General features: G+C 71.3%; 13 protein-coding genes. 9 read left to right on the forward strand and 4 right to left on the reverse strand.

Annotated elements, in window-relative coordinates; all coding sequences use genetic code 11:
- Positions 1-118: 118 nt before the first annotated feature.
- The 3 genes from miv_RS20330 to miv_RS20340 all read left to right on the forward strand — a co-directional run bounded on the left by miv_RS20330 (position 119) and on the right by miv_RS20340 (position 3,719).
- Positions 119-361, forward strand: a complete 243-nt coding sequence (locus miv_RS20330; RefSeq protein WP_207178540.1) for a hypothetical protein — start codon at positions 119-121, stop codon at positions 359-361.
- 106 nt (positions 362-467) lie between these two features.
- Positions 468-2,186, forward strand: a complete 1,719-nt coding sequence (locus miv_RS20335) for a sensor domain-containing diguanylate cyclase (protein ID WP_058617703.1) — start codon at positions 468-470, stop codon at positions 2,184-2,186.
- Between the two features lie 756 nt (positions 2,187-2,942).
- The gene (locus miv_RS20340; protein ID WP_048429898.1) at positions 2,943-3,719 is read left to right on the forward strand and encodes an SDR family oxidoreductase; all 777 of its coding nucleotides are present in this window, start codon (positions 2,943-2,945) and stop codon (positions 3,717-3,719) included.
- An 84-nt stretch (positions 3,720-3,803) separates the two neighbouring features.
- Here miv_RS20340 and miv_RS20345 read toward each other — a convergent pair whose 3' ends face one another.
- On the reverse strand, positions 3,804-4,055 hold the full coding sequence (locus miv_RS20345) for a hypothetical protein (RefSeq protein ID WP_058617704.1): 252 nt from the start codon (positions 4,053-4,055) through the stop codon (positions 3,804-3,806).
- 225 nt (positions 4,056-4,280) lie between these two features.
- Here miv_RS20345 and miv_RS20350 point away from each other — a divergent pair, with 225 nt between their 5' ends.
- The 3 genes from miv_RS20350 to miv_RS20360 all read left to right on the forward strand — a co-directional run bounded on the left by miv_RS20350 (position 4,281) and on the right by miv_RS20360 (position 7,141).
- Complete coding sequence (locus miv_RS20350; RefSeq protein ID WP_048429899.1) at positions 4,281-5,198, forward strand: 50S ribosomal protein L11 methyltransferase; 918 nt, start codon at positions 4,281-4,283, stop codon at positions 5,196-5,198.
- Positions 5,199-5,406: 208 nt separating this feature from the next.
- The gene (locus miv_RS20355) at positions 5,407-6,579 is read left to right on the forward strand and encodes a zinc-dependent alcohol dehydrogenase (RefSeq protein WP_058617705.1); all 1,173 of its coding nucleotides are present in this window, start codon (positions 5,407-5,409) and stop codon (positions 6,577-6,579) included.
- Between the two features lie 10 nt (positions 6,580-6,589).
- The gene (locus tag miv_RS20360) at positions 6,590-7,141 is read left to right on the forward strand and encodes a cyclase dehydrase (RefSeq protein WP_207178542.1); all 552 of its coding nucleotides are present in this window, start codon (positions 6,590-6,592) and stop codon (positions 7,139-7,141) included.
- A gap of 123 nt (positions 7,142-7,264) precedes the next feature.
- On the opposite strand, the gene miv_RS20365 is transcribed toward miv_RS20360, so the two are convergent.
- Positions 7,265-7,429 carry a hypothetical protein gene (locus tag miv_RS20365; RefSeq protein ID WP_207178544.1) on the reverse strand — a complete coding sequence of 55 codons (165 nt, stop codon included), beginning with the start codon at positions 7,427-7,429 and terminating at the stop codon, positions 7,265-7,267.
- Positions 7,430-7,762: 333 nt separating this feature from the next.
- Here miv_RS20365 and miv_RS20370 point away from each other — a divergent pair, with 333 nt between their 5' ends.
- Positions 7,763-8,680, forward strand: a complete 918-nt coding sequence (locus miv_RS20370; RefSeq protein ID WP_207178546.1) for a hypothetical protein — start codon at positions 7,763-7,765, stop codon at positions 8,678-8,680.
- Positions 8,681-9,054: 374 nt separating this feature from the next.
- Here miv_RS20370 and miv_RS20375 read toward each other — a convergent pair whose 3' ends face one another.
- Entirely contained in the window at positions 9,055-10,677 is a 1,623-nt protein-coding gene (locus tag miv_RS20375; RefSeq protein WP_082171810.1) for a hybrid sensor histidine kinase/response regulator, read from the reverse strand.
- A 385-nt stretch (positions 10,678-11,062) separates the two neighbouring features.
- On the opposite strand from miv_RS20375, the gene miv_RS20380 reads away from it, so the two are divergent.
- Positions 11,063-11,590 carry a peroxiredoxin gene (locus miv_RS20380; RefSeq protein ID WP_207178548.1) on the forward strand — a complete coding sequence of 176 codons (528 nt, stop codon included), beginning with the start codon at positions 11,063-11,065 and terminating at the stop codon, positions 11,588-11,590.
- A gap of 3 nt (positions 11,591-11,593) precedes the next feature.
- Here miv_RS20380 and miv_RS20385 read toward each other — a convergent pair whose 3' ends face one another.
- Positions 11,594-12,481, reverse strand: coding sequence for a LysR family transcriptional regulator (locus miv_RS20385; RefSeq protein WP_207178550.1), 888 nt, complete (start codon positions 12,479-12,481; stop codon positions 11,594-11,596).
- Between the two features lie 133 nt (positions 12,482-12,614).
- Here miv_RS20385 and miv_RS20390 point away from each other — a divergent pair, with 133 nt between their 5' ends.
- Entirely contained in the window at positions 12,615-13,724 is a 1,110-nt protein-coding gene (locus miv_RS20390; protein ID WP_207178552.1) for an aldo/keto reductase, read from the forward strand.
- Positions 13,725-13,726 lie beyond the last annotated feature (2 nt).

The raw sequence follows: 13,726 nt of genomic DNA on the forward strand, positions 1-13,726 counted from the left end.
CTTGGCCAATCGGCTTAGGACGAGATCCTACGTGAGCCGACGAGTTTCTTCAGCAATCACATGTTAGACGTTGGCGATGGCCGCTTTCGTGGCATTGAGTGCCGCAGGAGTGGCGGACATGACGACCGACGACGCACGACCCCGGGTCCTCTCGATCACCAGCATCACCGCCGTGAGCACCATCGACGGCGGCGATACCCTGGCGGCCGAGGTGAGTGGGCCCGATGGCGGCACGGTGTTCCTCCTCATCCCCCTCGGCACCGCCGGCGCCCTGATCACCCAGCTGACCGACGCCGCCGAACGGGGCGCGCAGGAACGGCGCCTGCACAGCCGCGGCCGTCTGCCGACGGTGGAGGTCTAGGCTTTCCTGCGGCGAACGGGCGGGATCGTTCAAATGTGAACGATCGGCTGCACCGATCGTTTCGAGGGACCGGAGAGAACGGACCTCCGTCGTGGAGGTCCCTCGTTTGTCGTTCAGGAACAGGCTGCGATTCGAGCATCAGCTCGCCGCCCTGGTCGGGCTGCTCTGCCTCGCCCTCGTGGGGGCGACGGTGGGCGGGGCGATCTGGCTCGAGCGGCGCAGCGCCGTGCGGCTGGCCGAGGATCGCCTCGGCCGCCTGGCCGCCGGCATGGCCGAGAGCCTCGACGCCACCCTGCGCGAGCGCTTCCGCGAGATCCAGGTCGTCGCCGGCCTCGCGCCCTTGCGCGAGCGCTGGACCGCCGACCCCTCGGCGGCCCGCGGCGTCCTCGCCGCCATGCGGACGACGGCGCCGGACTACGCCTGGCTCGGCTTCGTGGCCGCGGACGGGCGCGTGCGGATCGGCACCGAAGGGATGCTGGAGGGGGATGCGCTGAACGGACGCGCCTGGTTCGAGGCCGGCCTGATCCGGCCCACTGTCGGCGACGTGCACGAGGCGGTGCTGCTGAACCGCCTGCTTCATCGCACCGGCGCGGAGCCCCTGCGCCTCGTCGACCTCGCGGCCCCGGTGCACGATGCGGCGGGCGCGGTCATCGGGGTGCTGGGCGGTCACCTGAGCTGGGACTGGGCGGGCCGGGTCCGCAATCGCCTCATCGAGACGGCCGCGCCCGGTACCGAGCTCTGGGTTCTCGACCGGCGCGGCCGCGTGCTCCTCGGACCCCATCTCGGGGCGGCACCGTTCGGCCCGGCCCTGACCGGCGGCATGGTCGAGCGCGGCAGCGGCACCTTCTCGGTCGATCTCGGCGGCGAGATGGTGCGGGCGGGTTTCGCCTCGGCGGCCAAGGGCGAGCGGACCGAGATCGCGGGCGGCGATCCCGCCCTCGGCTGGATCGTGGTGGCGACGCGCCCGCAAGTCCAGATCCTCGCGCCGGTGCAGCAATCGATCCGACCGCTTCTCGGCCTCGGCGCCGCCCTGGCCCTCGTCGGCGTCGCCCTGGCCTGGTGCCTCGGCCGCGGCATCGCCGCGCCGCTGCGCCAGATGACCGCCGCGGCCGACCGGATCGGCCGCGAGCCCGACGCGACGACGTTGCCGCATCTCGACCACGCCCGGGAATTTCGCGAGCTGTCGGCGTCCTTACGCGCGCTCCTGCAGCGGATCGGCACCGCCGAACGGCAGCTCAGCGACGCCACCGACCGCTCGACGCGCGTCGCAGCCTTCTACCGGCGCCAGATCGAGGCCCTGCGCCAGGTCGCCGGGACCGACATGCTGACCGGCCTTCTCAACCGCCGGGGCTTCGTCGTGCCGGCCGAGGAGGCCTTCGCCATCGGCCGCAGCGGCCGGGGCGCCGCGGTGCTCGTCATCGACATCGACCACTTCAAGCGCGTCAACGACGAGCACGGCCACGATGCCGGCGACGCGGTGATCCGCCATGTCGGCGCCCTGCTGGCGGAGGCGGTGCGCGGCTCCGACACCGTCGCGCGCTTCGGCGGCGAGGAATTCGTGGTCCTGCTCGTCGGCCTCGGTGCCGCCGAATCGGTGCTGATCGCCGAGCGCCTGTGCGCGGCCGTGCGCGAGACGACGATCACCCATCCGGGCGGCACCATCGGGGTCACGGTCAGCATCGGCGTCGCGATGGTCTCGGGCCTCGACCCCGACATCCACGCGGCGATCGCCCGCGCCGATGCGGCGCTCTACGACGCCAAGGCCCGCGGGCGCGACCGGGTCGGCGTCGCGGCAGGGCCCGACGGCGTTGGGCGAGCCGCGTGAGCAAAGCTCCGAGCGCCAGGTCGTGGCCTCTCCCGCAAGATCTAACGGTGGCCGGAACCTGAGCGGGAATCGTCTCGTTGTTACTCCGTGTGAGTATCATGGAGCGATGGAGGCGACGATGATGAAAGGCGGATTGCTCTGGCTGATCGGCATTCCGATTCCGATCATCCTGATCCTGTTCTTCCTCGGCTACCTGCACTGACGAGGCCGGTTTCACCGGTTCGATCGTGCCGGCTTTCCCGCCTCCGTGTGCGGGAGGGGCGACCGGGAAGCGTGCGGGGGTGCCCCTGTTCCGAGAACCTGCTCGATCAGACAAGGGATCTTCAGACCCTCATCGTCGTTCCGGGCTCCGCTGCGCGGTTCCGGAACGACGCGGTGCTTATAAAAAATTTGCAAAACAACGATAGCAGTCAACCGGTCTCCAAGAGGCTGGTTGATTACCAAATTCGAGACAAAACCCTCCATCGTCATCCCGGGTTCCGCTGCGCGGCCCCAGGATGACGCAGGGAAGCGGCAATGTTGGCGCCAGATCGACGGGATGCGTCGATCAAACAGGCTCTCCGGGCTATTGATTCGATCGCATCATCCTCGTGCGCGGGATCTTCGATCCTCCGGCTCTCGTCCCGTGCAGGAGGCGCGCCATCTCCCATCCCGCCCTTGCGTCGAACGCCGCCGGCTTGGCAGACAGGTCCGCGGGCGGGAGCGCGAATGCGACGCCGCCGGCGACGGGAGGAGACCGACATGACGGACCGACACGTGACCAAGCCGCTCGCGGAAAAGATCGCCTGGGTGACGGGCGCGGGCAGCGGCATCGGCGAGGCGGCGGCCCTGGCCCTCGCAGGGGCGGGCGCCCGGGTGGTGCTCACCGGCCGCCGGGAGGAGCCGCTGCGGGCCCTCGCGGCACGGATCGTCGCCGAGGGCGGCGAAGCGGAGGTCGAGGTCGGCGACGTGACCGACGCGAGCCGGGTCGGCGCCATCGTCGGCAGCATCGAGCGGCGCTTCGGTCGCATCGACGTGCTGGTGAGCAATGCCGGCAGCAACGTGCGCGAGCGGCGCTGGGATGCCCTGTCGCCGGAGGGCGCGCAGGACGTGATCGCCGCCAACCTGTCGAGCGCCTTCTACGCCTCGCTCGCGGTGCTGCCGCTGATGCGCCGGCAGGGCGACGGCGTGCTGATCCACACCGCCTCCTGGGCCGGGCGCTTCGTCAGCCCGGTGAGCGGGCCCGCCTACACGGCGGCCAAGCACGCCGTGGTGGCGATGAGCCACAGCATCAACATGGAGGAATGCGTCAACGGCATCCGCTCGACGGTTCTGTGCCCGGCCGAGGTCGCGACCCCGATCCTCGACAAGCGCCCGGTACCGGTGACGCCCGAGGACCGCGCCCGCATGCTCCAGCCCGACGACATGGCGGCGCTGATCCTGTTCGTGGCGACGCGCCCGCGCCACGTCTGCCTCAACGAGGTGGTGATCAGCCCGACCTGGAACCGCGGCTACGTCCCGGATGCCCGGTTGGGCTCGCGCCTCGGCGCCTGACGGCCGGGCCTCACGCGGCTTTGCCGCGCGGGCCCCGGGTGACCGTCGCGCGGTCGCCCGGGGCCCTGCGGGAGGTGGTCCAGGTCAGGCGCCCTGGCCGGCGGCGTCGGCCTGCTCGGCTTGCGCCTTCAGTTCCAGCTCGCTCCGATGGAGCCGGCTGAGCAGCATGAGCATGCGGCCCGGCAGGGCCGTATCCTCGGCGGTGAGCGGCGCCGCGCGGCGCCAGGGGGCAGCATCCCGTCCGTAGGCATCCCGTGAGGGGACGAGCCGGGCGGGGGCTTGAGCGGTCTCGGCGGAAACTTCCGGCTCGACCTGCTCGCGGAGTCGGGTACGCATCGCACGATCCTTCGACGGCCGGCTTCTGGCGACCGGCGCCGCTATGAACGTCGACCCGCTGCCGCGGTTCCGTCGGAAGATGCGGATCTTCCGTAGGGGCAGGGCGACTGTGTCGTCGACGCCACACCGGGCCGGGGCGGCCGGGGGTCCGGCTGCGGCGCCGTCATGCCGGAGGGGCGTGACGGGGCGGTGACGGCGGCCGGCGCGGATGCTATGGGCGCGGGCATGCTCGAAGGCCTGCCGCCCCACCGCCCGACCCACGTGCTCCGTCTCGATACGAGCGAGCGCGCGGCCCGCGCCATGACCGACCTGATCGGCGAGGTCTTCGACCCGACCGAGACGGCCGTCGCCGCCTTCGAGGCCGAGGACGGCAAGACCTGGCACCTCGAAGCCTATTTTTCCGAGGAGCCCGACGAGGAGGCGGTGCGCGAGCTGATCCGCCCGATCCTCGGCGACGCCGCCGACGAGGCGGTCTTCGCGGCGATCGACCAGCAGGACTGGGTCCGCGCCTCCCTGGAAGGGCTGAAGCCCGTGCGCGCCGGCCGCATCCTGGTCCACGGCTCGCACGACCGCGGCCGGGTGCAGCCCAACGACCTGCCCATCGAGATCGAGGCGGCGCTCGCCTTCGGCACCGGCCACCACGGCACCACGCTCGGCTGCCTCCTCGCCCTCGTCGACGAGGTGAAGCGCCGCCGGCCCCACCGCGTCCTCGACGTCGGCACCGGCACCGGCATCCTGGGGCTCGCCGCCGCGCGCCTGCTGCACACCCGGGTCATCGCCGGCGACCTCGACCCGGAGGCGGTGGCCACCGCACGCACCAACGCCGCGTTCAACGGCATGGCCAATCTGATGGCGTTCTACGAGGCGCCGGGCCTGCGCCACCCGCTCGCCCGCGTCGCCCGCGGCTACGACCTCGTCTTCGCCAACATCCTGGCCCGGCCGCTGCGCGGCCTCGCCCCCAGCCTCGCCCGCGCGGTGGCGACGGACGGTACGCTGGTCCTCTCGGGCCTGATTCCCCGCGACGTGCCGGGCGTGCTCTCGGCCTACGCGGCGCAAGGCTTCCGCCTGCGCCGGCGCCGGCTGATCGAGGGCTGGGCCACCCTGGAACTGCGCCGCGGCGGCGCGGCGCCCCGGCCGCGCTGAAGCCGGGCTGCCGAACCCGGACTCCGAGCCCCTCACCGATCCGACGACGGGAATCCCGCGGGCCGTTCAAGGAACAGGCCCACCCCTGATCGGTTGTCCGGGCATCGCCGCTTACCGGTAGGGGGTATATGTACCCGGGCCGGGGCGGCCCGTGCGCGGTCCGCCAATCCCGGCCTCTCCGCGGCACGCGCCTCGGAGACCGATCGGCATGAAGGCCCTCGTCTGGCACGGCACCGCGGATATCCGGTGCGACACGGTCCCCGATCCGACGATCGAGGACGGGCGCGACGCGATCATCAAGGTCACCGCCTGCGCCATCTGCGGCTCCGACCTGCACCTCTACGACCACTTCATGCCGGGCATGAAGTCGGGCGACATCATGGGCCACGAGACCATGGGCGAGGTGGTCGAGGTCGGGCGGGACAACAAGACTCTCAAGGTCGGCGACCGGATCGTCGTGCCGTTCACGATCATCTGCGGCCAGTGCGAGCAATGCAGGCGCGGCAACTTCTCGGTCTGCGAGCGCACCAACCGCAACGCCAAGCTCGCCGAGGCCGCCTTCGGCCACACCACCGCGGGCCTGTTCGGCTACACCCACCTCACCGGCGGCTATGCCGGCGGCCAGGCCGAGTACCTGCGGGTGCCCTTCGCCGACGCGACCCACATCAAGGTGCCGGGCGGCATCCCGGACGAGAGGCTGCTGTTTCTCTCCGACATCTTCCCGACCGGCTGGCAGGCGGCGGTGCAGTGCGACATCCAGCCGGAGGACACGGTCGCGATCTGGGGCTGCGGCCCGGTCGGCCAGATGGCGATCCGCTCCGCGATCCTGCTCGGGGCCAAGCGCGTCATCGCCATCGACCGGGTGCCCGAGCGCCTGACCATGGCCCGGGCCGGCGGCGCCGAGACGATCGACCTCGACGCGGAATCGAACGTCGTCGCCAAGCTCAACGACATGACGAACGGCAAGGGGCCGGAGAAGTGCATCGATTCGGTCGGGATGGAGGCGCACGCCACCACCTCGCTCGACGCGATCTACGACCGCGCCAAGCAGGCGGTGATGCTGGAGAGCGACCGGCCGCACGTGCTGCGCCAGATGATCATGGCCTGCCGCCCGGCCGGCGTGCTGTCGATTCCCGGCGTCTATGGCGGCCTGATCGACAAGGTGCCGTTCGGCGCGGCGATGAACAAGGGCCTGACCTTCCGAATGGGCCAGACCCACGTCAATCGCTGGACCGACGACCTGTTGCGGCGGATCGAGGAGGGGCAGATCGACCCGTCCTTCGTCATCACCCACACGGTCGGCCTGGAGCAGGGGCCGGAGATGTACCGCACGTTCCGCGACAAGCAGGACGGCTGCATCAAGGTGGTGATCAAGCCGTGAGGACCCGGCCATGAGCATGAAGCGCACGGTGAACCCCCGCGCCCGCTCGGCGCACGACACCCTCGCCCGCGGCCTCGGCTGGTTCTCGATCGGCCTTGGCCTCGCCGAGATCCTGGCGCCCCGGGCCCTGTGCCGGGCGCTCGGGATGGAGGGCCGCGAGGCCCTGATCCAGGCCTACGGCGCCCGCGAGGTCGCCACCGGCGCGGCGATCCTGATGAGCCACGATCCGACGCCGTGGATCTGGGGACGGGTCGCAGGCGACGCCCTCGATCTCGCCACCCTGGCGACCGGTTTCGAGGACGACAATCCCCGCGCCGGCACCCTGGCGCTGGCCACCGCGGCGGTGGCCGGGGTGACGCTCGCCGACATCGTCTGCGTCCAGGGGCTGACGGCCGACAAGCGGCTGCCGCCGCCCGGAACCTACGAGTACCACCACCGCAGCGGCTTCCCCGGCGGCCTCTCCGCCGCGCGCGGCGCTGCCCGCGACTTCGCTGTCCCGCGGGACTTCCGCATCCCCGGCCCGCTGCGCCCATGGAGCGACGGCCGCCCGGCGGACGCGTAACGAGAGAGGGCCGCCTCGCGGCGGCCCTCTCGCTCCGGTTCGAAGCCGGAGATCCCGCAATCTCTCAATTCCCCGTCGGCCGCTTGCCCATCGCGGCTGCGACCGACGGGAGGCGAGGGGCGACTACTCCTTGTCGCCGCGATGGATGCCCTTGTCGCGGTTCTCCTTCAGGCGGCCGTCATCCGAGTGCTGGACGGTGCCCTGGTTCGGCGCATCGGGATTCTTGTGGTTGTGGCGAGTGGTATCATCAGTATTGTGCGACTGAGACTGCTGCTTATTATCCGCCATCTGCGTATCTCCACAGTCTATACGGCGTACCGCCGTGAGTGTTTCGATAACATATGATCGGGGATCGGGTTCCTGATCGAATCGCGTGACTGCCGCGGGCGGCGCGCGACATTCCGTCGATGCCCGCGCGATGTCGCAGGGGACTGGACGGATCCTGACGAAGCGCCAGCGAAGACGGCTCGGGGCGGTACGGCCTCAAAGCCTGTCTCGCCTGCGCGATCGGGCGAGTCCGGTCCCGGCTCCCCTGGCCACGACCTCACCCGATCGTCCGTTGACGAGTGGATTGGTCGCGCCTATCAGTTATAGCATTGGCTATAATAATGAGCTTTGGCGATGCGCTTTCCCCGTCCGTCGTTCGCACCCCACACCTCCGGTGCCGTCTTGGCCTGTCTGGCGATCGGGCAGGGGACTCCGCCCGCCCGGGCGCAATCCCTGCCCACCGCCATCGAGAACCTGACTCCCGGCGACCTCGACAGCGAGCACCTGTTCGGCTTCACCGAAGGCAGCGATCTCGGCGTACCGGGCGAGGCGGAACTCGAATGGGAGACGAGCGGACGGCTCGGCCGGCGCCTCGGCCGCTTCCTCGCCATCGATAGCGGGCTCGCCGTGAAGGTGCCGCTGACGGCGGATTTCCGCCTCGCCCCCGGGATCACCTTCAACGCCCACGATATCGGGACGCCCGGCACTCCAGTCCGGACCACCGGCGGGTTCAATGGCGGATTTCTCGAGACCCGCCTGCGCCTCCTGGACCGCCGCACCGCGCCGTTCGGCCTGACGCTCGGCATCGTGCCCGCCTACGGCACCGTCGATGGCGGAACGGGCGCACCGGCCCGCAGCTTCGGCACCGATGTCGGCCTGCTCGCCGACCGGGAGCTGATCCCCGGCACGCTAGTCGCGGCGGTCAATCTGGGCTTCGCGGTCTCCTCGACGCGACCCGCCGTCCCGGGCGGGCAGGCCCTCGCATCGGGGTTCGAGGCCGCCGGGGCCTTGTCCTACCAGGTCCGGCCCGGCCTCTTCGCCGGTGCCGAGATGCGCTACGCCCGGACCTACGACGGCCCGGCGCTCGACCGGCTCGCCGGCGAGGCGGTCTATCTCGGGCCCACGCTGTATATGACCCTCTCGCCGCGGGCCTGGGCCTCGGTCGCCTGGAACGTTCAGGTCGCCGGGCGGGCGGTGGACGAGCCGGGGGCCCTCGACCTGTCGAGCTTCGACCGGCACCAGATGCGCCTGCGCGTCGGCTACAGCTTCTGACGGCGGAGGGGGCCGCGCCCGCGTTTTTTTCTAGGCCCGCATGTCCCGTGACGAGGTTTCGATTGCCTGCGCGAACAATCTTTCCTCGCGTCATCGCATGAGCCCGACCTGCCCGATTCTGGCCGTCCGAGGTCGACGCCGCGTCCGACGCGGTCGGCGGGACGGGGGCGTGTAGCTCCTCGCCAGCTCGAGCAGCCCTTTGCCGCTCGCTGGCACCCATACCGGATCGCGTCCTCCCGAGCCTCGCGGCCGTGGACGCGGCGGGGCCTCACCTGCGCCCCGTGCGGTGGAGCCCGATCGTCGGGGCCGGGGCCTAGCCAAGGCGTAACCCCTGTGACGACCACTGATCCTTCCCGCCCGGGGAGGGTCGGCGCCTACCCCACCCCCGTCGGCCCATCCAGCGTCAGCCGCACGCGCCGCGCCAGCTCCATCCGGCGATAGGGCTTGTTCAGGATCTCGAACTCGCTGCCGCCGGCATCGGTCCGCTCGATCGAGGCCTCGGCGTAGCCGGTGGTGAGTAGCACCCGGATCCGCGGCTGGCGCTCGCGGGCGGCCCGGGCCAGGAGCACGCCGTTCATGCCCCCGGGCATGATCAGGTCGGAGAACAGGAGATCGACCTTGTCGCTCTCGTCGAGGAGGTCGAGGGCCTGCCGGGCGTCGTGCGCGACGAGCACCGTGTAGCCGAAATCCTCCAGGATCACCCTGGCGGTGTCGGCGACGTCCGGCCGGTCGTCGACGACCAGGATCGTCTCGGTGCCGGTGCGGTCGGCGGCCCGCGGCGCCGGGCGGCGCTCGGCGGCGACGACCTGGTCGGTGGCGGGGAAGAGCAGCCGCACGGTGGTGCCGCGGCCGACCTCGGAGGTGATCCGCACCGTGCCGCCGGACTGCTTGGCGAAGCCGTACACCATGGCGAGGCCCAACCCCGTGCCGCGGCCCTCCTCCTTGGTGGTGAAGAACGGCTCCATCACCCGGGCCAGGATCTCCGCCGGCATGCCGAGGCCGGTATCCTGCACCTGCACCACCGCGTAGGGGCCCGGCCGCACCATCAGCAGCAGGCCCATCTCGTCGTCGATGGTCAGGTTCTCGGTCTTGATCGTCACGGTGCCGCCGCCCGGCATCGCGTCTCGGGCGTTGAGCAGCACGTTGAGCAGCGCGACCTCGGCCTGCGTCGGGTCGATGCGGCAGTTCCAGAGCTCGGGCGAGAGGTCGGTGCGCATGACGACGTGATCGCCGAGCGTGCGCCCGGTGATCTCGTTCATGCCGCGCACGAGGTTGTTGAGGTTGAGCGCCCGTCCGTCGAGGCGCTGCTTGCGGGCGAAGGCGAGGAGCTGGTGGGTGAGCCGGGCGGCCCGGTCGGTCGCGGCGCGGATCGCCGCCCCGGCGCCGAGCAGCCGGTTCACGTCGATCGTCGGATGCTCGGCGAGCGCCAGCACCACGTCGGTGTAGCCGCTGATCACCTGGAGCAGGTTGTTGAAGTCGTGCGCGATGCCGCCGGTGAGCTGGCCCAGCGCCTCCATCTTCTGAGCCTGGTGCAGCGCCAGCTCGGCGTCGCGCCGGCGCGACACGTCGAGCTGCGAGCCGAAGAAATAGACCAGCTCGCCCTTCTTGTCGTAGACCGGCGAGATGAACAGCGCGTTCCAGAAGGTCGAGCCGTCCTTGCGGTAGTTCAGGATCTCGGTGGCGAGTTCCTTGCGCTCGGCGATGGCGCGGCGCACCTCCGCCACCGTCTCGCGGTCGGTCTCCGGGCCCTGCAGGAAGCGGCAATTGGTGCCGACCAGCTCGTCCGGCGTGTAGCCGGTCATGCGCAGGAAGGCCTGGTTGGCGAAGACGATCGGGTTGTCCGGCTGGTGCGGATCGGTCACGATCATCGGCATCCGCGTCGTCTCGACGGCGGCGAAGAAGATATCCGAATGCGTGTCGGTGACGGCCCGCGGCCCGCGCGAGGTGACGGCGGGCCCGAGACCGCCGAGATCCGGCTTCTCCGATATGTCCACCACCCGAGGCCTCCTCGTCGCCGGCTGAGCCACGCGACACGCGGTCAGGCCTCCATCACCGTCGAACAGATAGGCGTCGGGGCAGGATATCAACCGGCCCCAAAGGATAGTGCACGACTTCCCGGAGCGCGTCTTTGTCGCGGCATCTTCGTGGAACGATCCGGATCGAGGGGGCGACGGTGGACGGCGCGGCTCTCACCTTCGGCGGATCCCGGCCGACAAGGCGGTTCACCTGTGTTGCCGTCGGCGATGCCCGATGGTCGGGGTCGCAACCGGCCCTCGCTCCGACACGGGCGCGGAGCGATTTCGACGTGACGCCCGACCGGTCCCGAGGCTAGACTCATCGTGCCCATTTCTGTCGTCCACGATGTTCGCCCGCGAGGTTCCGATGCCACCCGCCACCGTCCCGGACGTGACCTTCCACACCCGCGTCAGGAACGACGCCCTCGGCGGGCCCAACCCGTTCGAGTGGAAGGACCTCACCTCGACCGAGGTGTTCGGCGGCCGCAACGTCGTGCTGTTCGCGCTCCCCGGCGCCTTCACGCCGGCCTGCTCGGACGACCACCTGCCCGGCTACGAGCAGCATGCCGACGATTTCGCCGCGCTCGGCATCGATCAGGTGGTCTGCCTCTCGGTCAACGACGCCTTCGTGATGTTCCAGTGGGCACGGTCCAAGGGCATCGAGAAGGTGTTCATGCTGCCCGACGGCAATGCCGACTTCACCCGGCAGATGGGTATGCTGGTCAAGCGCGGCCGGCAGGGCATGGGGATGCGCAGCTGGCGCTACGCGATGCATGTCGAGAACGGCACGATCGCCAAGATGTTCGTCGAGCCGGGATTTCGCGACGACCCGCCGGGCGTCGGCCTGACGGTCTCGGATGCCGGGACGATGCTCGATTACCTGAGGAGCCGGTAGGGGTCAGGCCCGCAGCGCCTCCACGAAGGCCCGGAACGCCGCGCTGGGCTGGCGCCGGCTCGGATAGTAGAGGTGGTTGGGCGGGAGGACCGGCGCCCACCCGGCCAGCACCTCGACGAGGGAACCCGCCGCGATCCCGTCCTCGACGCAGGCGCGCGGCAGGCAGGCGACGCCGAGGCCCGCGAGCGCGGCATCCCGCATCAGCTCGACGTCGTTGGTGACGAAGGCGCCGGGCACAGCCCGCTCGAACCGATGCCCGTCCCGCACGAACTCCCAGACGTGGATCGTGCCCGACGAGGTGTAGCGGTAGCACAGGCAGCGATGCCGGCCGAGATCGTCCGGCTCCCGCACCGCGCCGTGGGCCGCGAGGTAGGCCGGGGCCGCCACGAAGACGAGCGGCACGGCCCCGCTGACGCGGACCGCGATCATGTCGCGCTGCAGCTCGACCTCGTGCCGGATCCCGCAATCGAACCGCTCCGCCACGATGTCGGTCAGGCCGTCATCGACGACGAGCTCGACCGAGACGTCCGGGCAGGCCGCCGCGAAGCCGGCCAGGCGCGGCAGCACGACGTGCACGGCCGCCGTGCGGTGGGCGTTGACCCGGATGCGGCCGGCGGGCCGGGCGCGGGCGGCGTCCAGGCCGCCGAGCGCCTCCTCGACGGAGGCCATGGCGGGGCGCAGGCTCAGCAGCAGGTCCGCGCCGGCCTGCGTCGGCGCCAACGAGCGGGTGGTCCGGTCGAGCAGCCGGACGCCGAGCTTGGCTTCGAGGCTCCGCATCGCATGGCTGAGCGCGGAAGCCGAGAGGCCGAGCCGGATCGCGGCCCGGGCGAAGCTGCCGGCCTCGACGATGGCCGCGAAGACGGCGAGCCCGGACCAGAGATCACGATCCACTGCTGAGAATCCTTCAGCAACCCGTGCGGCCTGCCCGGTCTAATCCGCGGTCCGCCCCCGGTCCATCTCCGGGACAGCCTCCGAGGGACGAGTCCTCGGATTCCCTCGCTCCGACGAGACAGGACCCTTTGCCATGGATCTCCACGCGCTCCGCGCCCTCGGCCGCTCCGGGCTGCTGGTCAGCCCGCTCGCGCTCGGCACCATGACCTTCGGCACCCCGCGCTGGGGCCTCGACGAGGCCGGCAGCCGCGCGGTGTTCGACCGCTACGTCGCCCTCGGCGGCAATTTCATCGACACGGCCGACGTCTATGCCGGCGGCCGGTCGGAGGAGATGGTGGGCCGGTTCGTCGCCGAGGGCGGCCTGCGCGACCGCCTGGTGATCGCCACGAAATCCGGCTTCGCGACCGGGCGGGGCCCGCACGAGGGCGGCAACGGCGCACGCCACGTCCGCGCCGCCCTCGACCGCTCGCTGGCGCGGCTGCGCACCGATTTCGTCGACCTCTACTGGGTCCACGTCTGGGACGGGATCACCCCGGCGGAGGAGCTTCTGGAGACGATGACGGCGCTGATCCGGGCCGGCAAGATCCGCTACTGGGGCCTGTCCAACACGCCGGCCTGGTACGCGGCCGAGATCGCCACCCTGGCGCGGCTGCGCGGCCGGCCGATGCCGGTCGGGCTTCAGGAATTCTACGCCCTGGTGGAGCGCGGGGCGGAGCGGGAGCACCTGCCCTTCGCCCGGTCCGCCGGCCTCGGCCTGGTGCCGTGGAGCCCGCTCGCCTACGGGCTCCTGACCGGCAAGTACGACCGTGCCGCGGTCGAGGCCGGCCCGCGGCGCCGGGACGGCGTGCCGAACGAGGCCGCCATGGACGGTGCCGTCCGCGCGGCCGACGACAAGCGCCTCGACGGCGACAATCCCTTCGGCGACAGCCTGTTCACCGCGCGCAACTGGGACATCGTCGATGCGGTGAAGCGCGTCGCCGCCGAGGCCGGGGAGACGCCGGCCCGGATCGCGCTCGCCTGGGTGGTCGGACGGCCCGGCATCGCCTCGACCCTGATGGGGGTGAGCCGGGCCGGGCAGGTCGGCGACAATGCCGCCGCGCTCGACGTTGCGCTCTCGCCCGAGCACCTGGCGGCGCTCGATGCGGCGAGCGGCGGCGGGCCGATGCTCTCCGGCCTGTCGCGGCCGCCCCTGCGCAACCGGGTCGTGTTCGGCGGCGCGGACATCCGCGGCTGGGGCGAGTAGCG

It is taken from the genome of Methylobacterium indicum, from assembly GCF_017347565.1.
Lineage (GTDB): Bacteria > Pseudomonadota > Alphaproteobacteria > Rhizobiales > Beijerinckiaceae > Methylobacterium > Methylobacterium indicum.

Bases quoted from the DNA above. Each gene is read 5' to 3' on its own strand.
- miv_RS20330 (WP_207178540.1), top strand. From the start codon at position 119: ATGACGACCGACGACGCACGACCCCGGGTCCTCTCGATCACCAGCATC.
- miv_RS20345 (WP_058617704.1), bottom strand. From the start codon at position 4,055: ATGCGTACCCGACTCCGCGAGCAGGTCGAGCCGGAAGTTTCCGCCGAG.
- miv_RS20350 (WP_048429899.1), top strand. From the start codon at position 4,281: ATGCTCGAAGGCCTGCCGCCCCACCGCCCGACCCACGTGCTCCGTCTC.
- miv_RS20355 (WP_058617705.1), top strand. From the start codon at position 5,407: ATGAAGGCCCTCGTCTGGCACGGCACCGCGGATATCCGGTGCGACACG.
- miv_RS20360 (WP_207178542.1), top strand. From the start codon at position 6,590: ATGAGCATGAAGCGCACGGTGAACCCCCGCGCCCGCTCGGCGCACGAC.
- miv_RS20365 (WP_207178544.1), bottom strand. From the start codon at position 7,429: ATGGCGGATAATAAGCAGCAGTCTCAGTCGCACAATACTGATGATACC.
- miv_RS20370 (WP_207178546.1), top strand. From the start codon at position 7,763: ATGCGCTTTCCCCGTCCGTCGTTCGCACCCCACACCTCCGGTGCCGTC.
- miv_RS20380 (WP_207178548.1), top strand. From the start codon at position 11,063: ATGCCACCCGCCACCGTCCCGGACGTGACCTTCCACACCCGCGTCAGG.
- miv_RS20390 (WP_207178552.1), top strand. From the start codon at position 12,615: ATGGATCTCCACGCGCTCCGCGCCCTCGGCCGCTCCGGGCTGCTGGTC.